Below are 25,598 nucleotides of genomic sequence, written 5' to 3'. Positions count from 1 at the left end.
TATCGGTTGAGTCCGGTTGAATCGTGAATGACGCAGGATTGCAGCCGCAGGTACCGCGTCAAACGACGTAAGCGCCCTTCGCGTGCAGTTCCGCTTCCGTGCGCTCGAGCGCCGCGATCGCATCGCTGCCTTCCAGTGCCAGCAACTGCGCGACCAGCGCTTCGGCCATCGCGTGCGCGGCCACCAGCGACGGGAAGAACGACGGGCTGTCGTGCGTGAAGATCAGTTGCGCATCCGCGTGCAGCGCGATCGGCGACACCGCGCTGTCGGTGATCGCGACGATCTTGCTGCCCTGCGCTTTCGCCGCCTGCGCGACGCGCGTCGCTTCCGCCGAATACGGCGCGAAGCTGACGACGACGGTCACGCTCTGCTTCGCGATCGTCCTCAGCTCCATTTCGAGCGAACCGGCGACGCCGTTGAGCAGCGACACGGTCGGACGGAACAGCCGATAGCCGTACACGAAGCCGAATGCGACCGGATAGCACGAGCGAAACCCCGCGACATGCACGTGCGACGCCTTGCGGATCAGTTTCGCGGCATCGACGAGCGCGTGCTCGTTCTGCGCGGCGGTGGCCGACAGGTTGTGTTGTTGCGCGGCAAGCAGGTCATGCGCGAGCGACGCCTTCGCGTCGGGCCGCACGAGCGAGCGCGCACGCTGCGTGAGCGGCTCGGGACGCGCGCGCACGCGCGCGACGCACAGGTCGCGCAACTCGTTCCAGCCGGGGAAACCGAATTGCTGCGCGAGCCGCACGAGCGACGCGGGTTGAACCTGCGCGCGCTGCGCGACCTTGCGCATCGACGAGGTGGCGACCTCGTCGGGATGATCGAGCAGAAATGCAGCGCCCGCCTGGAATTGCGGGCTCAGTTCGGAAAATTGCGCCCGGATCCGGGACGCGAGTTCATCGAAATTGGCAGCCATCTTGGTGAGAACGGGAACCGGTCGTCCATGGTATCACCGGCCCCGCGCGCATCGGTCAGCGCAGCACTTCGACGTGGTCGGCATCGACCTTCACGCGGCCCGACCATTTGCGCTCGAACTCGCCGGTCACCTTCACCTCGCTCTTGTCGCTGACGGGCTGGCCGGCCGCCCACAGCTTGTGGTCGATCTCGACGCGAATCGTGCCGGTCGAGTCGGCGAACTCGTAATCCTCGCCGCCGACGTGCTTGACGATGCGCCCCTGCAGCTGCACGTGCTGATCGTCCTTGCCGTTCGCGAGCAGTTCCTTCACGGTGGTCGTCGCGAGCGCGGACGGCCCGGTGTATTGCGCGTAGACGGCGGCAGGCAGCGTCGCGAGCGCGACTGTCAGGATTCTGGCCAGGTGTTTCATGATTGCGTTCCTCTTCTTCGATGTGGTGCCGCGCCCCGTTGAACGCGACGCACCAAGATTACGGACCGTAAGATTAAGCAAACCTGAAGGCGCGCCGAAGCGACACGGTGCCGCATTGGACGAGTACGAAAGCGCGACCGGCTACCGCCCTTTAAGCTCGGCCTAAGACACCTGCGCTTATCATGGGAATCCCGGGCGCCCGCGCCCGCCAACAGACACGAATCCATGCGCGTACTGCTCGTCGAGGACGATCCGCTGATCGGCAGCGGGCTCGAACAGGGCCTCAAACAGGAGGGCTTCGCGGTCGACTGGGTCAAGGACGGCGACGCCGCGGCGCTCGCGCTGCGCTCGACCGGCTACGGGCTGCTGCTGCTCGACCTCGGGCTGCCGAATCGCGACGGCCTGTCGGTGCTCGCGTCGCTGCGCCGCCGCGACGAAACCCTGCCCGCGATCATCATCACCGCGCGCGACGGCGTGCCGGACCGCATCGCCGGGCTCGACAGCGGCGCCGACGACTACCTCGTCAAGCCGTTCGTGCTCGAGGAGCTGCTCGCCCGCATCCGCGCGGTCAACCGCCGCCATGCGGGGCGCGCGCAAACGACGCTCGCCATCGGCCCGCTGCGGCTCGATCCGGTCAAGCACCTGGTCTGGCTCAACGACGACGAAGTCACGCTGTCGCCGAAGGAATTCGTGCTGCTGCACGAACTGATGCGCGACCCCGGCGCGGTGATCTCGCGCGAGCAGTTCGAGGAACGGCTGTACAGCTGGGGCGAGGAAATCGAGAGCAACGCGGTGCAGGTGCACATCCACAACCTGCGCAAGAAACTCGGCCACGACATGATTCGCACGGTGCGCGGCGTCGGCTACCGGATCGGTGACGGCGCATGACGAATCTGCAACACGCGATCGCGCGCTGGCGCAGCGCGTCGCTGCGGCGGCGCCTCTTGACGTGGCTGCTGCCCGCCGCATGCGTGATCGGGCTGGTTGCAAGCGCGGGCACCTACTGGGGCGCGCTGCGCGAGCTCGACGATCTCCTCGACGACCAGATGCGCAGCATGTCGAAGCAGATCGTCGTCGGCCCGAACGGCGAGCTGTCGTTCCGCAATCACGGCGACGGCAAGCACGACTTCGAGGCCAGCGATCCCGACGCCGTGTTGCTGCAGGTCTGGCGCAACGGCACGCTGGTTTATTCGACCGATCGCAAATCGACACTGCCGCCGCCCGCGCAAACGGGCATCGCGAGCGTCGATGTCGGCGGCCAGCCGTGGCGCACCTATGTCACCGAACGCGGCGGCACGACGATCCGGTTCGCGCAGGCACGCCATGCGCGCTGGGAGGCGATCGCAGGCATCGCCGTGCACCTGCTTTGGCCGGTGTTCTCGATGCTGCCGGTTCTCGCGATCGGGCTGTGGTTCGGCATCGGCGCGGGGCTGCGTCCGCTGCGCACGATCGCATCGGGCCTGAAGCGCAGGAATGCGAACAATCTCGAACCGGTCGACGTCGCGTCAATGCCGAACGAGGTCCGGCCGCTCGCCGAAGCGATCAACGACCTGCTCGCGCGGCTCGATCGTTCGTTCACGCTGCAGCGCCACTTCATCGCCGATGCCGCGCACGAGCTGCGCACGCCGATCATGGGGCTGTCGATCCAGTCGCAATTGCTGCGGCGCGCGGCGACCTCCGAAGAACGCGAGCAGATCCTCGCCCAGATCCACGCGGGCACGACGCGCCTCGGCCACCTCGCGGAACAGTTGCTGACGCTCGCGCGCCTCGAACCCGATGCGCAGGCGTCCGCCGCGGCATCCACGCCCGTCGATCTCGCCGCGCTGTGCCGCTCGGTGGTCGCCGACCGCACGCGCGTCGCGGATGCGCACCGCATCGACCTCGGCGCGATCGTGTCGGCACCGGTCATGGCCGCCGGCAACATGGAGACGTTGCGCGTGCTGCTGAACAACCTCGTCGACAACGCGATCCGCTACGCGGGCGACGGTGCGCGTGTCGACGTGTCGGCGCGCCTTGACGGCGCGACGCCCGTGCTCGAAGTCGCCGACGACGGCCCGGGCATTCCGGAAGCCGAGCGCTCGGACGTCTGGGAGCGCTTCTATCGCGGCGAAGGCGCGCAGGCGGCCACGTCGTCGGGCAGCGGGCTCGGGCTGTCGATCGTCAAGCGGATCGCCGAACAGCATCGCGCGACGGTCGCGCTCGGCACGACGCAAGGCGGGCGCGGGCTGACCGTGACGGTGCGCTTTCCCGTGCCGGCCTGACGCACGCCTGATGCGCGGCTTTTCCACAGATTGTGTTGGCAAGCTTGTGGACAACCGGCCGCTAACGGTGACAAACCATTGATCTGAAAGGGTTTGGCGGTCGTGCGCAGCGAATGCGCCAAGCGGGGCGACATGCGATCAAACTTGACAACTGGTTGTCCATTACGTAAAGTAGTTGTCAATTTATCGCGCCTCCCGACCATGACGAAACTCGCCAAGTTGACCACCGTCGCGCTGTCCGTCTTCCGGCTGAACGGCCTGCTGATCGAATGGGGCAACACCTTTGCCGCGCCGCACGGCCTGACCAGCGCGCGCTGGCAAGTGCTGGGCGCCATCTCGATGGCGCCGGAAGCCCCGAACATCCCGCAGATCGCCGACACCATGGGCATCACGCGGCAGGGCGTCCTGAAACAGATCAACGTGCTGACGGAAGAAGGCCTCGTGCAGCCGCTGCCGAACCCGACACACAAGCGCTCTCCGCTGTATGCGCTGACCCCGCTCGGTGCCGCGGCCTATCAGGCGGTGGTCGAGCAATGGCAACAGCATGTCCGCGACATCTCCGGCCAGTTCAGTTCGACCGACCTCGATGCGGCGATTCGCGTCCTGTCAGCGATGTCCGCCGCCCACGCGCCGGACGAGCAAGCGTGATCGCCCCCTTGACCCACGACTCACAGGAGTGCCCCATGCCTCATTTCAAACCGATGGATCCGGCCTTTCCGATCCAGCAACAGCTCGGCATCGACGCGAGCCCCGTCGTCCTCGTCAACGTCTTCACGCTGGACCCGGCCGATGAAGCCGATTTCCTGGCCGTGTGGAAGGACGACGCCGAGTTCATGAAACGGCAGCCGGGATTCATTGCGACGCAGCTGCATCGCGCGCTCGGCGACAGCCCGACTTACTTCAACCATGCGATCTGGGAGTCGACCGACGCGTTTCGCGCGGCCTTCACGCATCCCGAGTTCGTCGCCAAGCTCTCGGCCTATCCGTCGTCTGCCGTCGCGAGCCCGCACTTGTTCCGGAAGGTCGCCGTGGCGGGCATTTGCACCGCGTGAGCCGACGCACGAAGCGGCGTCGCGCGCGGTTTGCACGCTGTGCCGTGCGGCCCGATCGCGACGCGGACTTCTCCACAGAAAATGTTGGCAAGCTTGTGGATATCCTGCGCACCGCGACGCTAAGCCCTTGATCCGACGGACTTTGGCACGCGTGATGCAGACGCGGCGCGCGCCGGGCCGTCATACGCGCCGGTTCGCCGCACTTCGCATCACGATGCCACGTCGGCACCTTGACGATGCACGACGCGTGCCGTCCCGCCACTTACCCACAGATTGTGTTGGCAAGCTTGTGGATATCCTGAGCAAGCCTCGACTAACCCGTTGATCGGCCAATGATTCATGTGCCGCGTCACCGTTGCGGCACCGCGCGATTCACCCGCGCGCCCGGACGGACGATTCCGTGCAGCAGCGGCACCCCGCCCGCACCTTGACGCCCGCACACGCGACGCGTCAGGATCACACGAGCCGTGCGCGGCCACGCATCACGCGCCTTCTCGCGACGGCACCACGGGCCGGCCGTTCCGCCCGTAATCGGACAACGACACATCCACCGAGGAAGACCATGGAACACCACTTCACCGCATGGCAGTTGCTCGTCTCGCTCGTGCTCGTCGCGATCGTCGTCTATCCGTATGTCCGCATCGTTCGGCGTACCGGACATTCGGGCTGGTGGATCCTGACGATGTTCGTCCCGGTCCTGAACTTCATCATGTTGTGGGTGTTCGCATTCGCGCGCTGGCCCGCGCTCGACGATCGGCATGGCTGAACTTCGAGCAGGCGGCCCGGCAGGCTTGTCCACAGATTGTGTTGGCAAGCATGTGGATAGCCTGCGCATACCACGGCCAAGCGCTTGATCCGAAAGGCTTAGTCCGCGCCGCCTCGAAAACGGCACGCGGCAGGCAGGGTGCCGCTCGCGCATCGTCACGCGACGCGAAGCGCCGCGTGTCGCGCGCGCCACGCCGCTTGTCCACAGATTGTGTTGGCAAGCGTGTGGATAGCCTGCGCATACCACGCACAAGCACTTGATCCGAAAGACTTTGTCCGCGCCGCTTCGAACCGTGCAAGCGGGCCGGCGCAACGCGTGCCGCATGCCATCGAGGCGGTCGTTGCCACGAACGCGACCGCTTGCAGGCTTGTCCACAGATTGTGTTGGCAAGGATGTGGATATCCTGAGCATGCGTGACCCAAGTCGTTGATCGCACAACGTTTCGACATGCCGGTCACGACTGCGGCACGGCGTGCATTCCTCGCGTCATCCATCCGTCGATCACGCACGCCGCGCCGCCCGCTCAAGCGAACGTCGCAACCGCGATGCGCGCGGCGGCCGCGATCACGTCGTCCTTCGCCTTCGCATCGGCACGCGCCTGCGTGTAGTACACGACGAGCACGATCGGCGCGCGCGACGGCAGCCAGATCACGCCCGCGTCGTTCGTCGTCCCGTAGTCGCCGGTGCCGGTCTTGTCGGCCACCTGCGACCCGGCCGGCACGCCCGCGCGAATCCGCTTGTCGCCGACCTTGTTGCCGCGCAGCCATGCGACGAGCTGCGCACGCTGCGCGCCCGGCAGCGCGTCGCCGAGCGTGAGCACGCGCATGCTCGCGGCCATCGCCGCCGGCGTCGTCGTGTCGCGCGGGTCGCCCGGCAACGCGGTGTTCAGCTCGGTCTCCCAGCGATCGAGCCGGAACGTGTCGTCGCCGATCGAGCGCGCATACGCGGTCACCGCCGACGGTCCGCCGATCAGCTTCATCGCCAGGTTCGCGGCCGAGTTGTCGCTGTACTGGATCGCCGCCTCGCACAACGCGGCGACGGTCATCCCGGTGCCGACATGCTTGCCCGACACCGGCGAGTAGTTCACGAGATCGGACTGCCCGACCATCACGCGCTGCTGCAACAGCCCCGGACGCGCGACGCTTTGCGCGAGCACCGCCGCACCCAGCATCGCCTTGAACGTGCTGCAGAACGGGAAACGCTCGTCCGCGCGATGCTGCGCACGCCGGCCGCTCGCGGTGTCGATCGCGCACACGCCGAGACGGCCGCCCGCCGCGCGCTCGAGCGCGGCAAACGATGTCGCGGACGACACGTCCTGCCCCGCGGCCGGCGGCGACGCGCACGCCGCGACAGTCAGGGCGAGCGGCGCCGTCGCGGCGGCCAGCAACAGGGTTCGACGTTGCGATGAGTAAGTCATGTCATGTCTCTCTGGTGGTGGAATGGATGCAGAACGGCCGGCCGGCGAGACAGCACTATCGTGACTTTACGGTTGCCTGACAAGCAACGATAATTGAGCGCTGATACAAGAAATTCTTATGACGAAGCTCCGTCCTCATCTTCCGCTGAATGCCTTGCGCGCGTTCGAATCGTCGGCCCGCCACCTGAACTTCACGCGCGCCGGCCTCGAGCTGAGCGTGACGCAGGCGGCCGTGAGCCAGCAGGTGCGCTCGCTCGAGGAACGGCTCGGCTGCGCGCTGTTCACCCGGCTGCCGCGCGGCCTCGGGCTCACCGACGAAGGACGCGCGCTGCTGCCGGTGCTCAGCGACGCATTCAGCCGGATCGAGACCGTGCTCAAGCAGTTCGAGGGCGGGCGCTTCCACGAGGTGCTGACGCTCGGCGTGGTCGGCACCTTTGCCATAGGCTGGCTAATGCCACGGCTGAAGCGCTTCGGCGACACGCACCCGTTCGTCGAGCTGCGGCTGCGGACCAACAACAACGTCGTCGACCTCGCGGCCGAGGGCCTCGATTTCGCGATCCGCTTCGGAGAAGGCAACTGGCCGGCGACGCGCAACGAGCGGCTGCTCGACGCGCCGCTCACCGCGCTGTGCGCGCCGGAGATCGCGCGGCGGCTGGCGCGGCCGGCCAATCTCGCGAACGAAACGCTGCTGCGCTCGTACCGCACCGACGAATGGCTCGGCTGGTTCGACGCCGCGCAGCTCGAACCCTGGTCGGTCAACGGGCCCGTGTTCGATTCGTCGCGGCTGATGGTCGAGGCCGCGATGCAGGGCGCGGGCATCGCGCTCGCGCCGGCCTGCATGTTCGCGCGCGAACTGCAGCTCGGCCTGCTCGCGCGGCCGCTCGACATCGACGTGCGTGCGGGCGGCTACTGGCTCACGTCGCTGAAGTCGAAGCCGCTCACGCCGGCGATGACGCTGTTTCGCGACTGGATCGTCGCGGAAGCGGCCGACGCGGCGGCAGTCGATTGACGGCCCCGGCTTGTCCACAGATTTTGTTGGCAAGGATGTGGATATCCTGGGTACCCGGGACCTAACCCGTTGATCGCGCACGATTTACCGTGACGATGCGCGCATCGGGCAGCCGGTGCGCACGGGATCCGGCGCACCGGCCGCCGCACGCGGGATCCTCAACCCTCAAGAAGCAATCACGTCAGACTTATCCACAGATTTTGTTGGCAAGCCTGTGGATATTCCGCCGATGTGACACGTAACACACTGATACAAAAGAAGATTCAGTAGATCGGGCCCGGCAGGTCAACGACGCGGCATCGTTTGTGACCTCGCAGGGGGCCCTGCGCGTCCGGTTCGGGGCCAGCCGGTTCTCCACAGATTGTGTTGGCAAGCTTGTGGATATCCTGCGCATCGTCCGGCTAACTCATTGAGCGCATGAGGTTTTGTGCACGCCGCGCAGGATTGGGCAGCACCGGCGCGGGCCGTGCGGCCAACGCCGGCGCTGCCGGTTCGTCAATGCCGGTCGAGCCCGCTGCGCAATTCGCTCGCCTTGTCGCGCAGCGCCTCGTAGCCCGAGCGCGCATGTTCGGGCAGGTCGGGATCGCCGATCAGCGCGCCGAGCGTTTCGATCAGGCTGAACAGGATGCCCTTCGCCGCGCCCGCCGCGATGCTCTGCGACTCGATCGACTTGTGCAGGTGGTCGACCGCCGCTTCCAGGTTCTCGAGCTTTTGCTCGCCGTCGTCGGGCCGATTGTCGGTCGTCATCGTAGGTGCCTCCACCATCGTTCAAGGGTCATGTCACGATTCTATGCCGCTGCGCGCGGTCGTGGCGCGACATTGCGCAACGTCCGTGCAGCCGGCTACAGCACCGCGACCACCTTCACCCGCCCCGGCTGCGCCGCCGACGCAACCACCTGGCCGTCGACGCGCCGGAACGTCAGCGATACCGTTTCGTCGCCGACCCGCAGGTCGTCGATGCGCAGCCAGTCGACGCCTTCGGGCAGCGCCGGGCGCTCGACGCGCACCTCGTGGCGCGCCGCGTCGACGCTCACGCCGAGACACGCCTGCAGCATCATGAACGGCGCACCGGCCGCCCACGCCTGCGGCAGGCAGGCGACCGGATAGGCCGTCGGCGGTTCGCCGCGCCGCCGCGGGAATCCGCAGAACAGCTCCGGCAGCCGCATCTCGAAGCTGACCGCCGCCTCGAACAGCGCGCGCAGCAGGTTCACCGCGGCCGTCTTGTCGCCGTAGCGCGCAAGCCCGCGCGCGATCAGCGCATTGTCGTGCGGCCACACCGAGCCGTTGTGATAGGCCATCGGGTTGAAGCGCGGCTGGCCGGCCGCGAGCGTGCGGATGCCCCAGCCCGTCTGGAACAGCGTCGAGCCCAGCACGCCCGCGACCGCCGCGCCGCGCTCCGCGTCGGGCAGCCCGAACGCGAGCAGATGGCCCGCGTTCGACGCGAACACGCGGCACAGGTCGCCGTGACCGTCGAGCGCGATCCCGTAGAACTGGCCCTCCGGCATCCAGAACAGCGCTTCGACCTGATCGCGCAGCATCTTCGCGCGCAGTGCGTAGCGCGTCGCATCGGCCGCGTGGCCGCGCCGGTGCGAGCACATCGACATCGCGTCGAGCGCCGCGCACGCATACGCCTGCACTTCGACGAGCGCGATCGGGCCGTCGGGGAAGCGGCCGTCCGCGTGGAACACCGAATCGTGGCTGTCCTTCCAGCCCTGGTTCGCGAGACCGCGCTCCGACGTGCGCTGGTAATCGAGCAGCCCGTACGGATTGCGGTCGCACTTGTCGATCACCCACTGCGCGGCGCGCTCGAGCGCGGGCCACAGCTCGTCGATCAGCGCATCGTCGCCAGTGTGTTCGACGTATGCGCCCGCGAGCACGATGAACAGCGGGGTCGTGTCGACGCCGCCGTAATACAGCGCGAACGGCACCTCGCCCGTCGCGGCCATTTCGCTGCGGCGGAACTCGTGCATGATCTTGCCGGGCTCGGCATCGCGGAACGCGGACGTCTCGCGTGCCTGGTGCTCCGCGAGAAAGCGCAGCACCCCGCGCGCGAGCGACGGCTGCAGCCACATCAGCTGCAGCGACGTGATCACCGCGTCGCGGCCGAACGGGGTCGAGAACCACGGAATGCCCGCATACGGATACGGCCCGGTGTCGAGCTGCGTCGTGAGCAGCCCGAGATCCGCGAGCGACCGGTCGAGCCACGCGTCGAACAGCGGATTGCCGGTGTTCACGCGCGCCATCGACTCGCGGCGCGAACGCATTTCGCGATGCACGCCGACGAGCGCGGTGCGCAGCGCGACACGCCCGCATCCCGGGCCCTCGCCGTGGTGCGCCTGACCGAGCGTCGCGTCGACGGTCAGGTAGATCGATACGCATGCCTGCGCGGCGATCGTCAGCGTGTAGTCGGCACGATCGACCGACAGCGCGTCGGGTGCCGGCGAGAAATGCACGGTCACGTTGCGCTCGACTTTGTCGAGGCCGTCGTAGCGCAGCCGCACCGCCCCTGCGTCGACGCGCGGCGCGGCCACCGTGCCGCGCTTCGGGCGCCGCGTGCCGCGCACTTCGAACATGTCCTTGAAATCCGCCGCGAACGACAGCGACAGCGGCACCTCGGCCTCGCTCTCGCCGTAGTTCGTCAGCGTCAGCGCTTCGTACAGCACGTCGCCCGCGAGCACGCGCATCCGTTCGATGTGGATCACGCCCTCGGGCGTCTCGCGGCCGCCGAGCGGCGGCAGCGGACGGTTCGTCAGGTGCGCGGTAAACGACGCGTTGTCCGCGCTCGTCGCGCCCGACAGCAGCGACGGCGCGCGGCCGCCGAAGGTCAGACGCCATTTCGACAGCACGCGCATGTCGTCGACGAACAGGCCGTCGTCGTGACCGCTGACGTCGCCGAGCGCGTCGCTGACCACGAACGCGTCGCCGGATTTCAGCACGTACTGGTTGTTGCGCGCGAGCGCCTGCGGATCGGCTTCGGGCGCGATGAATGCGGGGCCGGACGCTTGAGTCGGAGGGACAGGCGCGACTTGCGGCGCCTGCGTCGTGGTGGCTTCGGCGTGATTCGGCATCGATGCTCCTGTGTCGAGGCGCAACGCGCGGCGCGCGTCGCGTGTTTCCGCACAGGATAGGCCAGAACGGGGGGCGCGCGCAGCGACGAGGCGAGACGGCGCGACGCAGCGAATCGATCGCCGCATCGCGCCGCCTGCGCACGCAGGTTACATGCCTGTCAGAACTTCCACAGGATGTTGCCGAGCACCGCGTTGTCGCGCACGCCGCTGCCGTACTGGCCGCTGAACGTGAGGCCGAGCGTCAGGCGCTTCGTGATGCTCGCGTCGATGCCCGCTTCGAGCACCGCGCTGTCGCGGCCGATCGGCACGCCCGACACCTGGAACGACGTGCCGCCGTTCGCGAACGTGAACGCCGACGACGGCCGCACGTTGCCGAACGCATGCCGCCAGCCGACCGTCGCGCGCGCGGTGAACGTGCCGCTCGCGATCGTGCCGAGCTGCGACGCGGCGCGCAGGCCGAGCGTCGAGAACCCGACGTGGGTCGTCTGGCCGCCGGCCCGCAGTGCGGCGGCGCCGCCGCTTTCCGTATAGCCGTCGGTATGCAGGTTCACGTAGGCCAGACCCGCGAACGGTTCGAGCGCGACCGGCCCGACCGGCAGCGCGTAGCCGACTTCGCCGAACACCTGCGCCGAATTCGCGTTGTAGCCGGCCGAATCGTGATCGGAGAAGCCCGCGAAGCCCGGATAGCGGTCGCTGTTGATCCGGTACCACGTGTACGACGCGCCGCCGCGCACGCCGAGCGCACCGTACTGCGCACCGCCGTACAGCGACAGGTAGTAGCTGTTGACCGACGCGGACGAACTCTGGCCGTTGTCGAGCGAGCCGTGCGTGACGCCCGCGGCCAGACCGGCTCGCCACTTGTCGTTGAGCGCCATGTCGGCGCCGGCGATGAAGCCCGTCATGCTGCGGTTGATCGTCGACGCGTTGCCGTCGCCGGCGAGCCGGCTGCGGCCGCCGAACGCCTGCCCCCATACCACCGGCTGATAAGGCGTGCCGCCGTAACAGCCGTCGCGCGAACCGGTCCGGCGTTCCGGCGGCATCGCCGGGGCGCTCACGCCGGCCGTGTTGTCGCCGCACAGCGCGGCGCCGCCCGACGACAGCGCGGCGAGCGGCCCCGATCCCGGCGCAAGGCCCTGCCGCACGCGATCGGTAACGGCATCGCGCACATAGCGGCTGTCGAGCAGCAGCATGCTCTTCAGGCTCGCCTGCAGTTCGCCGTCGAGCATCCCGTAGGCCTGACGCGCGGTGGCCGCATCGGTCGTCAGCACCTTGTCGTACAGCGTATTGCCGGCACCGAGCGCGCCGATCGCGGTCGCGACCGAACGCTGGTTCGGCGTCGTGGCGACGTCGGGCAGCGACGTGCCGTTCGCGACGAGCCGCAGGTACACGTGGTTCGGATCGTAGCTGAGCGTCGGCATCAGGAACGCGTAGTTCGAATTCACCTGGCTGAACGTGCCCTGCACGCCCGATGATGCGCTGAGGATCGTGTACGTCGTGCTCGGCTGGTAGCTGGCCTGGTTCGCGAGCACCTGCACGGTGCCGCCGTTCAGCGTGGCCGAGCCGCCCGCCGACAGGCTGCCGCTCTGCTGCGGCGTGACCGCGACCTGCAGCGTCGAGCCCGGCTGGAACGTGACGTTGCCGGCCACGTTCAGCGCCGCGCCCGGCTGCGACGCGGCCGCGAACGCGCCGCCCTGGACCACGAGGCTGCCGACCGTGCCGGTGCCCGTCAGCGTCGCGCCGTTCTGCACGGTCACGCTCGATTGGCCGAGCGAACCGTTGACGACGAGCGTACCCGCGCCGACGGTGGTCGGGCCGCTCAGCGTGTTGATGCCCGTCAGCGTCAGTTGCCCGCTGCCCGCCTGCGTCAGCGAACCGGTGCCGGACAGCACGTTCGCGACCATCACGTTGGCGGACTGGTTGAAGATCAGCGCGCCATTGTCGACGACGTCGCCGGCCACGCTGCCCGACGTGCCGCCGTTGCCGAGCTGCAGCGTGCCGCCCGCCGCGATCGTGGTGCCGCCCGTATACGTGTTGCTGCCGGTCAGCGTCTGAATGCCGGTGCCCGCGACCGTCAGGCCGCCGGTGCCGCCGATGACGCCGCCGAACGTGCCGGCGCCGCTGCCGTTCAGCGTCAGCGCGTTCGCGCCGAGGTTCACGGTGCTGCCTGCCGCACCGGTCAGCGCGCCGATCGTCTGCGCGCCCGCTGCGCCGCTCAGGTCGAACGTCGCGCCCGCGCCGGCGAGATTCACCGCGCCCGTCGATGCAAGGCTGCCGCCCGAACCGAGCGCCAATGTGCCGGCGTTGATCGTCGTGCCGCCCGTGTACGTATTCGCGCCTGTCAGTGTCGTGGTCGCCGCGCCGTCCTTCACGAGCGCGCCCGCGCCGGAAATCGCGCCGCCCAGCCCGAGCGCGTTGCTGCCGCCGAGCGTGAGCGTCGCGCCCGTGCCGAGATCGATCGCGTTGGCGACCGACAGGCTCGCGTTCGTGTCGAGCGTCGCCGCGCCGCCGACATTCAACGCGCCGGTGCCCAGCGCCGCGTTGTTGCCGAGCATCACGGTGCCGCTATTCAGGTTCGTGCCGCCGGTGTACGTGTTCACGCCCGTCAGGGTCTGCGTGCCGGTGCCCGCGAGCGTCAGGCTGCCCGTACCGCCGATCGTGCCGCTGAACGTGCCGTTGCCGCTGCCGGTCAGCGCCAGCGCGTTCGCGCCGAGGTTCACGGTGCTGCCTGCCGCACCAGTCAGCGCGCCGACCGACTGCGCACCCGACGCAGTGCTCAGATCGAGCGTCGCGCCTGCGCCGGCGAGCGTCATCGCGCCCGTCGATGCGAGGCTGCCGCCCGCGCCGATCGCCAGTGTTCCGGCGTTGATCGTCGTACCGCCGGTATACGTGTTCACGCCCGTCAGCGTCGTGGTCGCCGCGCCGTCCTTCACGAGCGCGCCCGCGCCGGAAATCGCGCCGCCCAGCCCGAGCGCATTGCTGCCGCCGAGCGTGAGCGTCGCGCCCGTGCCGAGATCGATCGCGTTGGCGACCGACAGGCTCGCGTTCGTATCGAGCGTCGCCGCGCCGCCGACATTCAACGTGCCGGTGCCCAGCGCCGCGTTGTTGCCGAGCATCACGGTGCCGCTGTTCAGGTTCGTGCCGCCCGAATAGGTGCTCGCGCCATTGAGCGTCTGCGTGCCGGTGCCGGCGAGCGTCAGGCTGCCGGTGCCGCCGATCGTGCCGCTGAACGTGCCGCTTGCCGTCCCGCCCAGCGTCAGCGCAGTGCCGCCCAGATTGACGCTCGTCCCCGCGACACCGGACAGCGCGCCGAGCGACTGCGCGCCCGCTGCGCCGCTCAGGTCGAACGTCGCGCCCGCGCCGGCGAGATTCACCGCGCCGGTCGATGCGAGGCTGCCGCCCGCGCCGATCGCCAGTGTGCCCGCGTTGATCGTCGTGCCGCCGCTATACGTGTTCGCGCCCGTCAGTGTCGTGGTCGCCGCGCCGTCCTTCACGAGCGCGCCCGTGCCGGAAATCGCGCCGCCCAGCCCGAGTGCGTTGCTGCCGCCGAGCGTGAGCGTCACGCCCGCGCCGAGATCGATCGCATTGCCGACCGCCAGGCTCGTGGTCGTATCGAGCGTCGCCGTGCCGCCGACGGTCAGCGCGCCCGTGCCGAGTGCCGCGGCATTGCCGAGCACGAGGGCGCCGGCGTTCAGCGTCGTGCCGCCCGAGTAATTGTTCGCGCCGCTCAGCGTCAGCACCGCCGCGCCGTCCTTCACGAGCCCGCCGCCGCCGGAGATCGTGCCGCCCAGCCCGAGACCGGTGCTGCCGCCGAGCGTGAACGTCGTGCCGGTGGCGATGTTGATGGCGTTCGCGAGCGACACGTTGGTGGTCGCGTCGAGTGTCGACGAGCCGTTGACGTTCACCGCGCCGACGCCCAGCGCGCTATTGCTGCCGACGACGACGTTGCCGCCGTTCAGGTTCGTGCCGCCCGAATAGACGTTCGTGCCGGTCAGCGATTGCGTGCCGGTACCGGACAGCGTCAGGCTGCCCGTGCCGCCGATCGTCCCGGCGTAAGTCGTATTGACGCTGCCGTCGAGTATCAGCGAATTGCCGCCGAGGTTGACGTTGGTGCCGGCCGAGCCGGCCAGCGAGCCGATCGTCTGCGTCCCGGTAGCGCCGCCCAGGTCGAACGTCGCGCCCGCGCCGGCGAGGTTCACCGTGCCGCTCGCCGCCAGGCTGCCGCCCGCGCCCAGCGCGAGCGTGCCGGCATTGATCGTCGTGTCGCCCGTGTACGTGTTCGCGCCCGTCAGCGTCGTCGTCGCCGCGCCGTTCTTCACGAGGCCGCCGGCGCCGGCAATCGTGCCGGACAATCCGAGGTTGTTGCTGCCGCCGATCGTCAGCGTCGTGCCGGTGGCCAGATTGACCGCGTTGCCGAGCGTCACGTTCGTGCTCGAGTCGAGCGAAGCCGATGCGTTGACATTGAGCGCGCCGGCGCCGAGCGCTCCGCCGTTGCCGACCACGAGGCCGCCGCTGTTCAGGTTCGTGCCGCCCGTATACGTGTTGGCGGCCGCCAGCGTCAGCGTGCCGCTGTCGTTCTTCGTCAGCGCGCCGCTGCCCGCCACCGTGCCCGACAGCGTGAGCCCGGTCGCGCCCTGCACCGTCAGCCCGCCCGCGCCGAGATCCACGTTGTTGCTGACGGCGAGCCCGGCGGCGCCTGCCTGCAGCGCACCGCCGGTGGCCGTGATGGTGCCCGTGCCGAGCGACGCATTGTTGTCGATGATCGCGACGCCGCCCGCCAGCGTCGCGTCCTGCGCGGACGATGCGCCGCTGATCGTCCAGGTGCCGGCCTGGACGTTGAGGTGATTGAAGTTGATGTAGTTGTTGACCGCGATGGTGCCGTTTGCCGACGCGCCCTGCTGCAGGTTGAGCGTGTTGTTGCCGCCCGCGCCGCCGTCAACGACGCCCGTCGCCGCCACGCCGAGCGTGACCGGGCCGACCGTGATGTTGAACGCGCCGCCGGTGCCGCCCGCCGTGTTGACCGACGAGCCCGTGACCGCGTTGAACGTGTTCGTGCTGTTCGCGCCCATCGACACGCTGCCGTTGATCGTGCCCGAATTGGTAAACGTATTGCCCAGCCCGGGCGTGCCGTTCGACCCGAGCGACACGCGCCCAGTGATCGTCCCGCTGTTCGTCATGTTGACCGTGCCGCCGCCGTATGCAGCGACCACGGGCGCGTCCGCGCCGGTGAGGGTCGCGCCGACCAGCGGGTTCGAGCCGATCGTGCCGGTGTTGTTGATCGTCGACGTACCGCCCGTGCCGTTCTGGACCGACAGCGCCATGCCCGTCACGCCGCTGATCGCCACGCCGGTCGAGCCGTTCATCGTGCCGTTGTTGGTCACGATCGTGGTGCTCGCCGCCGCATTGCCGACCACCGCGCCGCTCGACAGCACGCCGAGACCCGTCCCGAGCGCGGACGGATCGATGGTGCCGTTGTTGGTCAGCATGACATTGTTGCCGGTCAACGACATCGCGGTGCCGCCGACGCCGAGCAGGACACCGACGCTCGCGCCGGGATTGACCGTGACGTTCAGGTTGTTGGCGCTGTTCGAATAGCTGGGCGCCAGCGGATTCGCGACGCCCGAACAGGTCACCGTGGTGCCTGCCGTCGAACAGGTTGCGTAGGCGGGAACGATGCCCGCGCCGGACAATGCCAGGAAAATGCCCGTCGGCAACAGGAGTCTCGGAAACGGCTCTCCGCTCTTCTTCGAATGCGCAATGTTCATGCTTTCCCCTCGGCGTCAACATGGCCGTTGAGTCGAACCGGCGACGGCGCAAAATTCGGGACGCAAGGGTCCCCTCCGGCGGTCGCGATACGACGTCGGTTTATTCGTGGATGAACTACGAGTTAATCGATTCTCGTTTGCAAATGCAGAACTAGCCGGACGGCATGATGGTGGCCCCCTGTTTTTTAAGCAGCGACTTTCTGGTTGATTTGATTACCGCTCTGCTTTTAGTCAGACAAGGCTAGATCAAAAAAAAAGGGTTTTCCAGTCGATGTTTATCCAGCGGAGCGAGGGCGGCGCGCGGCGCGTATTTTTTACTTTGATCCGCACGCCCGGCGATCGGGTTTCTCGATATCCGGCGGTCATTCCGCGCGATATCGGACAAAGCTACCGGGTATCCGCGATATCAGTGAAAACACCAATCGCCATGCAGCATGTGCGATCGAGTTTTTATATCTTGATATATACGGGGTGGTAACGGCAGTTGGCTCTGATAATCGCGGACCGTTTCGATCGACCGCATCGGCAGCAGGAATTTTCAACATCCGACACATCACTTTCGAATCCGGCGCGAGTGAAGCCCGAAATCCGGATCGTCGATGATCATTCGGCGCCGGCGACTCCGGTTTCACCAATGGAATAGCGCACCGGATTCGACGTGAAACGGCGAGGAAAATCCGGAACGGGAAAGGAGCGACCGGCGTTTGCGGTTCGAAACACTTTCAACGAACCTTGCCGAGCGGGCGCCGGCCCGGCGTCAATCCACCCGGCACATCGCGAGCCGTCCCATCGCCTCGCCGGCGCCGCGCACCGCGCAGGTGGCCGGCTCGTCGGCAATCCGCGCGCTCAGCCCGGTCTCGTCGCGCAGCAAGCGTTCGAGATCCGCGAGCAGCGCGCCGCCGCCCGTCAGCACCACGCCGCGATGCGCGATGTCGGTCACGAGTTCGGCCGGCGCGTTTTCCAGCACCGACTTCACCGCGCCGATCACCTGCTTGAGCGGCGCGGCCAGCGCGTCCGCCACATCGTGGTTGGACAGCTCGATCGAGCGCGGCAGGCCGTCCTCGACGCCGCGTCCGATCGCGCGCGTCGACGTGCGCGGCACGGCGCGGGTGGCCGAGCCGATCGTCTGCTTCACGCGCTCGGCGGTTTGCTCGCCGAGCAGCACGCCGTACAGGTTGCGCACGTGGTTGACGATCGCCGCGTCGAACTGGTTGCCGCCGACGCGGATCGCCTCGCGGTAGACGATGCCGCCCAGCGCGATCACCGCGACTTCCGTCGTCCCGGCGCCGATGTCGACGACCATCGAGCCGACCGGCTCGGTCACCGGCAGCCCCGCGCCGAGCCCGGCGGCAAGCGCTTCCTCGATCAGTTCGACGTCCGATACACCGGCCGCGAACGCGGCCTCGCGGATCGCGCGACGCTCGACCGCCGTCGCATCCGACGGCACGCACAGCGTGACCTCGACGCGCCGGCCGAAGCGCGAACGCGTGCGCGACATGTCGATGAAGCGGCGGATCATCTGCTCGGCCGCGTGCGCATCGGCGATCACGCCGTGCCGCATGGGCCGCACGGCCTCGAGATGCGCCGGCTCGCGGCCGAGCAGCGCCTTCGCGAGTTCGCCAACCGCTTCGAGCGTCGGCCGCGCGTCGGACGCGCCGCCCTTGCGAAAGCAGACGACCGACGGCTGGTTCAGCACCACGCCGCGCTCGTGCGTATAGATCCGCGTACTCGCTGTTCCAGGGTCGATCGCAACGGGTTGCGCAAACAACTTTCCGAACAGCGGTGTCGACATATCAAGCCCTTTTTTCGAACGAACGGGCCGGAACGGCCATGCCGCATCCCCGCGGCGCGTCTTTGCAGCCCCATCACGGACTTAGCGGCAAATCGTGCCGATACTTTAAGCAATTCCGATGATTTTTTCGCGACGAAATTGCCGAAAACGCGTTTCGGCAGGCCTGCGGCTACGCATCGGCCTCTCGCGTTGCGCTTGTAAAACACGGTAATCTCTCGGTCTTGCCTGCTCCAGGCAGGCGTCCGACGCCCGATCACGCCCAGTATTCCACCATGACAGCGACCGCTTCTCTCCGCTGGCCAAGGGTGCGCCAGCTCGGCGCAACGCTCGCTGCGCTCTGGTGCTGCACCGTTGCCGCGCAGCCCCTGCCGGCCGCCGACACCGCCACCCGCACCGCCACGGCGGCCGCTGCCGCCGCACCGGCGGCATCTGCCACGACGGGCGCCGCCCCCGCCGCGACGCCCGCGCCGACCTGCAACGCCGACGGCGGTCCGGCCGGCCGGCCGTCGATCGGTCTCGTGCTGTCCGGCGGCGGCGCCCGCGGGTACGCGCACCTCGGCGTGCTGAAGGTGCTCGAGGACAACCGCATCCCGATCGACTGCGTCGCCGGCACCAGCATGGGCGCCGTGGTCGGCGGCCTGTATGCGAGCGGGATGGCCGCCGACGAGATGAAAAAGCGGCTGTCGGAGGTGAACCTGGCCGACATCGCATTCGACGTGACCGACCGTGCCGACCTGCCGCAAAGCAGCCGCGAGGACGAGCGCCTGTACATCAACAGCCTGACGCTCGGCTTCGGCAAGAAGGGCGTGAAGGCGCCGGTCGGCCTCGTGCAGGGCAACCGGCTGCAGGCGCTGCTCGCGAACTGGACGGCCGCGGTGCCGACCAACCAGCCGTTCGACCAGCTGCCGATCCCGTATCGCGCGGTCGCGACCGACCTGCAGACGGGCCAGATGGTCGTGCTGGATCGCGGCTCGCTGCCGCTCGCGATCCGCGCGAGCATGGCGATGCCCGGCCTGTTCGCGCCGGCCGAGATCAACGGCCGCGCACTCGTCGACGGCGGGCTCGTCAGCAACCTGCCGGTCGACACCGCGCGGCAGATGGGTGCGAAGGTCGTGATCGCCGTCGACATCGGCTCGCCGCTGCGTCCGCTCGACGCGCTCGCGTCGCCGGCCGACGTGATGCAGCAGATGGTCGGCATCCTGATCCGCCAGAACGTCACGTCGCAGCGCAAGCAGCTCGCCGCGCAGGACGTGCTGCTCACGCCCGACCTCGGCGCGCTCGCGTTCACCGATTTCCAGAATGCGAAGCAGGCGATCGCCGCCGGTGCGGCCGCCGCGACCGCGGCGCTGCCGCGGCTCAGGCACTTCGCGCTCACGCCGGAACAGTACGCGGCTTACCGGTCCGCGCATGCGCAACCGCTGCCGCCGCCGATCCGCATCACGCGGATCGAGATCAAGACGACCGGCGGCGTGCCGAAGCGTGTCGTCAGCGACGCGCTGCACGTGAAACCGGGCGACACCTACGATCCGGCGACCGTCAGCCAGGACCTGCTCGGGCTGACGACCGGCGGCAATTTCGAGAGCGTGTCGCAGCAGATCGTGAGCCACGGTGACGAGAACGTGCTCGAGATCGATGCGCGCGAGAAATACTGGGGGCCGAATTTCCTGCTGTTCGGCGTCGGGATGTCGAGCAGTTCGACCGACGAGGGCGGCTTCCGCCTGCACGTCGGCTACCGGCGTCCGTGGCTCACCGAATCGGGCCTCGAATTCCGCGCGGACACGACGATCGGCAGCGACCTGCAGTCGGCGCGCGTCGAATTGCGGCAGCCGTTGCCGGCCGCATACGGTTTGTATATTTCGCCCTATGCGGAATATCAGCGTCGCTACGTGAACCTGTACGACAACAGCGGCGAGGTGAAGCTGAACCAGTACTTGATGCAGACGGCGCGCACCGGGCTCGACTTCGGCCTGCCGATCGCGCGGCTCGGCGACTTCCGGATGGGTATCGGCTACGCGACCGGGCACGGCTCGCCGAACTACAACCTGCCGTTCCCGTTCGACGACGGCAGCTCGACGCTGATCTGGCCGAGCTTCACGTCGCAGGCGCTGACCGCGCGCGCGCGGCTCGTCATCGATCAACTCGACGATCCGATGTTCCCGCGCCGCGGCTACTACGGCGAATTCCGTGTCGAACGGTCGCTGTGGTCGCACAACAGCCAGTCCGCGGAGGACCTCGCCGATACGTCCAATACGCCTTACACCGAGCTCTACGGCAAGGCGATGATCGCGCAGCAGTTCGGCCGGCACAGCGTCAGTGCAACGATCGAGGGCGGCAAGAGCATCGGCGGCACCAACCTGATCAACGCGTTCAACTTCACGCTCGGCGGGTTCCAGCATCTGGCCGCGTATGCGGCCGACCAGCTGACCGGCAACGAACTCGCGTACGGCAACGTGACCTACATGAACCAGCTGATGACGTTCAACGCGTCCCCGATCAAGGCGCTGTCGGTCGGCGCCAGCGCGGAAGTCGGCAACGTGTGGTCGAGCGGCGTGAAGGTCGGCGGCGGCACGCTCAAGCAGAGCTATACGTTCTTCACGAGCCTGTCGACCGCGTTCGGTCCGCTGTACATGGGCGTCGCGCTCGCGCCGGGCGGGCGGCGCAACATCTACCTGCAGCTCGGCCGCACGTATTGATCCCGGCGTGCGGCGGTCGCCGCGGCGGCATCCGCGGCGCGGCGGCCTCGTGCCCCGGCCGCGCCGGACAGGCGGTCAGATCGGCCAGCTGATCTCGAAGCGCGCGCCGCCGAGTTCAGCCGGGTCGACGACCGCGATCCGGCCGTTGTGCGCGTGGAGCACCTGCCGCGTGATCGCGAGGCCGAGCCCGTAGCCGCCGGTGCGGCGGTCGAGGCGCACGAACGCATCGAAGATCCGCTCGCGTTCGTTTTCCGGCACGCCCGGGCCGTCGTCCTCGACGAAGATCGCGATGTTGCCGTGCTCGATCGCGATCCCGACGACGATCTGCGCTTTCGCATACTTGCTCGCGTTGCGCAGCAGGTTGCGCATCGCGTACGACATCAGCCGCCGGTCCATCTTCACGCGCAGGTCCGACGCGATCGCGATGCGCGACTCGATCGCGCGTTCCGGATACAGCAGTTGCGCATCGCTGACCTGGTGCTCGAACCACGCGACCGGCGCGGTCAGCTCGAGGTTCGACTGCAGCGAGCTGTATTCGAGCCGCGCATACGTGAGGCTCATGTCGATCAGCTCCTCGAGCTCGGTCACGTCCTGCGCGATGCTCTCCAGCGCACCGTGGTATTCGGCGGCGGAGCCCGGCTCGCGCAGCATCTCGAGCGCGAAGCGCACGCGCGCGAGCGGCGTGCGCAGCTCGTGCGAGATCCCGTTCGTCAGGTCGCGCTGCGCGGCGATCAGCCGCTCCATGCGCATCGCGAGCGCATTCAGCGTGCGCGCGAGCGGGCCGATGATCACGCTGTGCGACTCCCGCGCGCGCGTGTTGAAACGCCCGCCGGTGAAGTCGATCGCGCGCTCGCGCACCATCACGAGATCGGACCAGACCGGCCGCATCCACCGGTACGCCGCGAGCGCGGGCGCGGCGAACACGAACGCGAGCACGATCCAGACATCGCCCGGCAGCGCGTCGAACGCGTGCCACACGACTTCCGGCGACAACACGACGCACAGCGCGAGCGCCGGCACGAGCGCGGTCAGCAGCACGAGGCCGAGCAGGTGCACGTAGGTGCGCACGTACAGGCGCGACCAGCTCGGAATGCGGTCGGCGCGCGTGTCGGTCCATGCGCGGCGGAAATGCAGCCAGCGCCATTTGACATAGCGCGGCGGCGAAAGCGGCGGTGCATCGGGGTGCGAACGGGTGCGTCGGATCATCGCGGCTTCCGGCTATCGTGCGATGCGGGGATGCGGCGGCCGGCGGCGTCGCGCCGGTGCGGCGTCATGCCCACGCATGCTTGCTGAACTGGTAACCCTTGCTGCGGATCGTCTTGATCCGCTGCGGGTTGCCCGCATCGTCGTGCAGCTTGCGGCGCAGCTTCGAGATGCGCCCGTCGATCGTGCGGTCGAGGCCGTCGAACTCGACGCCGCGCAGCTGCAGCATCAGGTCGTCGCGGCTGACCACCTCCCCTGCATGGCACACCAGCACCCACAGCAGGTCGAACTCGGCCGACGTGAGGTCGGGCGAGCCGCCGCCGGGCAGCACGACCGAGCGGTCGGTGCGGTCGATCGAGAACTGACCGAACGTATAGCGCTCCGGCTGCGGCGCGGCGCCTTCGGCCGCGCGCGCGGGCGCGCGGCGCAGTTGCGCCTTGATCCGCGCGAGCAGGATGCGCGGCTCGACCGGCTTGTGCACGTAGTCGTCGGCGCCGAATTCGAGGCCGAGCAGTTCGTCGAACGGCTCGTCGCGCGCCGTCACCATGATGATCACGCCGTCGTACTGCTTGCGCGCCTCGCGGCAGATCTCGAAACCGTCCTTGCCCGGCAGGTTCACGTCGAGAATGACGAGATCCGGGCGCGTGGACAGGATCGCCGGCACGGCGGCGTCACCATGCAGCACAGTATCGACTTCATAGTCGTTCTTGCGCAGGTAGCCGGCGATCAGCGTGGACAGGCGAGTATCGTCTTCGACGAGCAGGATGCGAAAAGACATGGGCAGCGGTCGGATCATACGGGGAGACCGCGGCGGCGGCGGGCTTGCGCCGGCTGCCGGCCATCGGCCGAAACGTACCGCATGATACTGCGCCCGCCGATCACCTGTTTGCCGATTTCGAAAATAAGGGCGCGATGGCCGCCGCGCTTGACGAACCGGCGCCGAAACGGTTCCATACGGGCTCCGCGAAAACCGGGCCGCGCGCCCGCCCTGCCTCACGTGATGAACTACCAGCCGATCCTCGAACGCATCCACACCGAACTCGCCCCCTGGATCGGCCAGGGACGCGTCGCCGACTACATTCCCGAGCTCGCGACGGTGCCCGCCGACAAGTTCGGGATGGCCGTCGTGACGCTCGACGGAAACGTTTACACGGTCGGCGACGCGCGGGAGCGCTTCTCGATCCAGAGCATCTCGAAGCTGTTCGCGTGCACGCTCGCGTTCCAGCTGCTCGGCGATGCGCTGTGGGAGCGGGTCGGCCGCGAGCCGTCCGGCAACGCGTTCAATTCGCTGGTTCAGCTCGAAAGCGAGCGCGGCAAGCCGCGCAATCCGTTCATCAACGCCGGCGCGCTGGTCGTCACCGACGTGCTGTGCCGCCGCTTCGTGAAAGCCGAGACCGCGCTCGTCGAATTCGTGCGGCGGCTGATCGGCGCGATCGACGTCGACTACGATTCGCGCGTCGCGCTGTCGGAGCTCCAGCACGCGGAACGCAACCGCGCGATGGCGCATTTCATGGCGAGCTTCGGCAACATGCAGATGCCGCCCGACACGGTGGTCGACGCGTATTGCCGCCAGTGCGCGATCACGATGAACTGCGTCGAGCTCGCGCAAGCCGCGCTGTTTCTCGCGAACGGCGGCGTCGCGCCCGTCACCGGCGAGCGGATCGTCGACGCGAGTTCGGCCAAGCGGCTGTCGGCGCTGATGCTGACCTGCGGCACCTATGACGCGGCGGGCGACTTCGTCTATCGCGTCGGCCTGCCGGCGAAAAGCGGCGTCGGCGGCGGGATCGTCGCGGTGCTGCCGGGGGAGATGGCCGTGTGCGTGTGGGCGCCGGGGCTCGATGCTAACGGGAACTCGCTGGCGGGGACCCGGGCTTTGGAGTGGTTGACGACTTATTCGGGAAGGTCGATTTTTTGAGGTGGCGAAGTTGGGCGTGCGTCATCTGGCGCAACGGCGGCAGGTTCATATCCACGCATGCCGGTGCGCGCAATGGGGAATTCGACCATCGGCAGCAATCGGCCCCGAGCAGACTTTCGAAATTCTCGATAACAGCCATCAGAATCCGCCGTTCAGTGTCACAGTCTGGAACCGCTGCGTCCAAACCGCCGGCAGCCCCCTTATCGCGTGCGGTTAGGTACGCCAGGATTTACCGGATGAAGGTTTGAGTCTGGCGGAGTTGACAGAAGCGAAGAAGCGTCAGTTGCATCGAGCACCCCCGTTGCCTTTAGATCGCGGGGCGAAGGCATACCGAACTTGTTAAATAGCCTTGCCAGGTAGGACGGCGATCCGATCCCTACGCTCAAGGCCGCCGACAGCACGGTCGTGCCGGGAACGTTCAAGAGCGAACGCGCGCGCGTTACACGTTGTCGGAGCTGATAAGCGGTGACGCTTTCGCCTGTCTCCTCGCGGAAGATGCGAGTGAGATGCCGTCGCGATATGCCGAATTCCGCAGCGATTGCCTCGATATCAATCCGCTCCGCCAGCATGACGTCAAGATACGCCTTAATTTCACAGACCAACTGCCCGCGCGAAACCTTCGGATCGGCACCGCTCGGTGCGGCGCTTAGCACGGCCTCCACGCACGCTGATGCAATCAGCCGATCGACCAGATCGTGTTGATACCGCGACATATCATGTGCTTCCCCCGTTTTGTCGGCCGCGTCGAACTGTCTTTGCAAACGCAGCGCGCCAAGCAGTGCATGTGGCGGCGCGCAGTAGCGCGGTGCCTCGCCCCTGGCGATCCGACCATTGGATTTGCGCGCACAAAACGAAACAAAGTCGCGCTCCACATATACCGCTGTATGGCAATGCTCTCCGCGATTGCTCGCCGTGTCGTGAAAAATCCCGGCCGGAACCATCGCAAGCACGCCGGCGCTGATGCGCTGCGCGTGCTTCGAACGCTCCGAAGTCAGCGTCAGCGCGCCTTGATGGGGCAGCAGGAACATGAACTCTTCATGCTCGTGCCACGACGTCACGTAATCGGCCATCGTGATGCGACAGGTCGCGGCCACGCGGTCGGCGGGAATGTGCGATTTAGACGTTTGATAAAACATGAGGAGAACCTGCGACTTGGGAGTGTCGGGTGGATTGCGGCAACACGCTAACGCAACCGCCATGGCCCAATAGTGAGTATGTTCCGTCCCAAATGGAAGCGAAGAAAAACCGCCGATCGTGCATGCTGCGAGGGACGACGGGCTGGCCTTCGCGCTAGCTTCACAAAAGGCGGCAACCCGATAGGCGGGATGAGTT

19 protein-coding genes are annotated in these 25,598 nt (G+C 67.8%); 8 read left to right on the top strand and 11 right to left on the bottom strand.

The genetic code is table 11. The features are described 5' to 3' along the window. Positions 1-58: 58 nt before the first annotated feature. Both DIE22_RS05520 and DIE22_RS05515 read right to left on the bottom strand, forming a co-directional pair. On the bottom strand, positions 59-919 hold the full coding sequence (locus DIE22_RS05520; RefSeq protein WP_124501313.1) for a MurR/RpiR family transcriptional regulator: 861 nt from the start codon (positions 917-919) through the stop codon (positions 59-61). Between the two features lie 55 nt (positions 920-974). Further along, a complete protein-coding gene (locus tag DIE22_RS05515) occupies positions 975-1,328 on the bottom strand; it encodes a NirD/YgiW/YdeI family stress tolerance protein (protein WP_124501312.1) in 354 nt (117 codons plus the stop codon). 225 nt (positions 1,329-1,553) lie between these two features. Here DIE22_RS05515 and DIE22_RS05510 point away from each other — a divergent pair, with 225 nt between their 5' ends. From DIE22_RS05510 to DIE22_RS05490, 5 genes are all read left to right on the top strand, one after another. Beyond that, entirely contained in the window at positions 1,554-2,216 is a 663-nt protein-coding gene (locus DIE22_RS05510; RefSeq protein WP_124501311.1) for a response regulator, read from the top strand. Beyond that, positions 2,213-3,589 carry an ATP-binding protein gene (locus DIE22_RS05505; RefSeq protein WP_124501310.1) on the top strand — a complete coding sequence of 459 codons (1,377 nt, stop codon included), beginning with the start codon at positions 2,213-2,215 and terminating at the stop codon, positions 3,587-3,589. The genes DIE22_RS05510 and DIE22_RS05505 overlap by 4 nt, the downstream gene beginning before the upstream one ends. A 201-nt stretch (positions 3,590-3,790) precedes the next feature. Continuing rightward, complete coding sequence (locus DIE22_RS05500) at positions 3,791-4,237, top strand: MarR family winged helix-turn-helix transcriptional regulator (RefSeq protein WP_124501309.1); 447 nt, start codon at positions 3,791-3,793, stop codon at positions 4,235-4,237. Between the two features lie 35 nt (positions 4,238-4,272). Next, positions 4,273-4,641, top strand: coding sequence for an antibiotic biosynthesis monooxygenase (locus tag DIE22_RS05495; RefSeq protein ID WP_124501308.1), 369 nt, complete (start codon positions 4,273-4,275; stop codon positions 4,639-4,641). A 562-nt stretch (positions 4,642-5,203) separates the two neighbouring features. After that, positions 5,204-5,407 carry a hypothetical protein gene (locus tag DIE22_RS05490; protein WP_124501307.1) on the top strand — a complete coding sequence of 68 codons (204 nt, stop codon included), beginning with the start codon at positions 5,204-5,206 and terminating at the stop codon, positions 5,405-5,407. A 523-nt stretch (positions 5,408-5,930) separates the two neighbouring features. On the opposite strand, the gene blaPEN-bcc is transcribed toward DIE22_RS05490, so the two are convergent. Further along, complete coding sequence (gene blaPEN-bcc, locus DIE22_RS05485; RefSeq protein WP_124501306.1) at positions 5,931-6,824, bottom strand: PEN family class A beta-lactamase, Bcc-type; 894 nt, start codon at positions 6,822-6,824, stop codon at positions 5,931-5,933. A gap of 118 nt (positions 6,825-6,942) precedes the next feature. Here blaPEN-bcc and penR point away from each other — a divergent pair, with 118 nt between their 5' ends. Then, positions 6,943-7,833: a beta-lactamase transcriptional regulator PenR gene (gene penR / locus DIE22_RS05480; RefSeq protein WP_124604685.1), complete on the top strand. Its 891-nt coding sequence runs from the start codon at positions 6,943-6,945 to the stop codon at positions 7,831-7,833. Between the two features lie 495 nt (positions 7,834-8,328). Here penR and DIE22_RS05475 read toward each other — a convergent pair whose 3' ends face one another. The 4 genes from DIE22_RS05475 to DIE22_RS05460 form a co-directional block, all read right to left on the bottom strand. Continuing rightward, on the bottom strand, positions 8,329-8,580 hold the full coding sequence (locus DIE22_RS05475) for a hypothetical protein (protein WP_011659343.1): 252 nt from the start codon (positions 8,578-8,580) through the stop codon (positions 8,329-8,331). Positions 8,581-8,675: 95 nt separating this feature from the next. Then, entirely contained in the window at positions 8,676-10,901 is a 2,226-nt protein-coding gene (locus DIE22_RS05470) for an amylo-alpha-1,6-glucosidase (RefSeq protein WP_124604684.1), read from the bottom strand. A gap of 158 nt (positions 10,902-11,059) precedes the next feature. Beyond that, positions 11,060-16,663 carry an autotransporter domain-containing protein gene (locus DIE22_RS05465; protein WP_124604683.1) on the bottom strand — a complete coding sequence of 1,868 codons (5,604 nt, stop codon included), beginning with the start codon at positions 16,661-16,663 and terminating at the stop codon, positions 11,060-11,062. A gap of 757 nt (positions 16,664-17,420) precedes the next feature. After that, positions 17,421-18,455 (bottom strand): rod shape-determining protein, encoded by a 1,035-nt coding sequence (locus tag DIE22_RS05460; protein ID WP_124604682.1) that lies wholly within the window; start codon positions 18,453-18,455, stop codon positions 17,421-17,423. Between the two features lie 272 nt (positions 18,456-18,727). Here DIE22_RS05460 and DIE22_RS05455 point away from each other — a divergent pair, with 272 nt between their 5' ends. Then, a complete protein-coding gene (locus tag DIE22_RS05455; RefSeq protein ID WP_124604681.1) occupies positions 18,728-21,148 on the top strand; it encodes a patatin-like phospholipase family protein in 2,421 nt (806 codons plus the stop codon). A gap of 75 nt (positions 21,149-21,223) precedes the next feature. Here the strand turns inward: DIE22_RS05455 and DIE22_RS05450 are convergent, their stop codons facing one another. The 3 genes from DIE22_RS05450 to DIE22_RS38075 all read right to left on the bottom strand — a co-directional run bounded on the left by DIE22_RS05450 (position 21,224) and on the right by DIE22_RS38075 (position 23,305). Continuing rightward, positions 21,224-22,354, bottom strand: a complete 1,131-nt coding sequence (locus DIE22_RS05450; RefSeq protein WP_124604680.1) for an ATP-binding protein — start codon at positions 22,352-22,354, stop codon at positions 21,224-21,226. 64 nt (positions 22,355-22,418) lie between these two features. Then, positions 22,419-23,129 (bottom strand): response regulator, encoded by a 711-nt coding sequence (locus DIE22_RS05445; protein WP_124495374.1) that lies wholly within the window; start codon positions 23,127-23,129, stop codon positions 22,419-22,421. 14 nt (positions 23,130-23,143) lie between these two features. Beyond that, positions 23,144-23,305 carry a hypothetical protein gene (locus tag DIE22_RS38075; RefSeq protein ID WP_185640551.1) on the bottom strand — a complete coding sequence of 54 codons (162 nt, stop codon included), beginning with the start codon at positions 23,303-23,305 and terminating at the stop codon, positions 23,144-23,146. 46 nt (positions 23,306-23,351) lie between these two features. Here DIE22_RS38075 and DIE22_RS05440 point away from each other — a divergent pair, with 46 nt between their 5' ends. Beyond that, positions 23,352-24,266 (top strand): glutaminase, encoded by a 915-nt coding sequence (locus tag DIE22_RS05440; RefSeq protein ID WP_124495372.1) that lies wholly within the window; start codon positions 23,352-23,354, stop codon positions 24,264-24,266. A 200-nt stretch (positions 24,267-24,466) separates the two neighbouring features. On the opposite strand, the gene DIE22_RS05435 is transcribed toward DIE22_RS05440, so the two are convergent. Continuing rightward, positions 24,467-25,402: a helix-turn-helix transcriptional regulator gene (locus tag DIE22_RS05435; RefSeq protein WP_260426617.1), complete on the bottom strand. Its 936-nt coding sequence runs from the start codon at positions 25,400-25,402 to the stop codon at positions 24,467-24,469. Positions 25,403-25,598 lie beyond the last annotated feature (196 nt).

Origin of the sequence: Burkholderia sp. Bp9142 (assembly GCF_003853415.1) — a bacterium.
Taxonomy (GTDB): domain Bacteria; phylum Pseudomonadota; class Gammaproteobacteria; order Burkholderiales; family Burkholderiaceae; genus Burkholderia.
The sequence above is the reverse complement of the archived record's forward strand: the minus strand, read 5'-3'. Positions and strand labels throughout refer to the sequence as shown.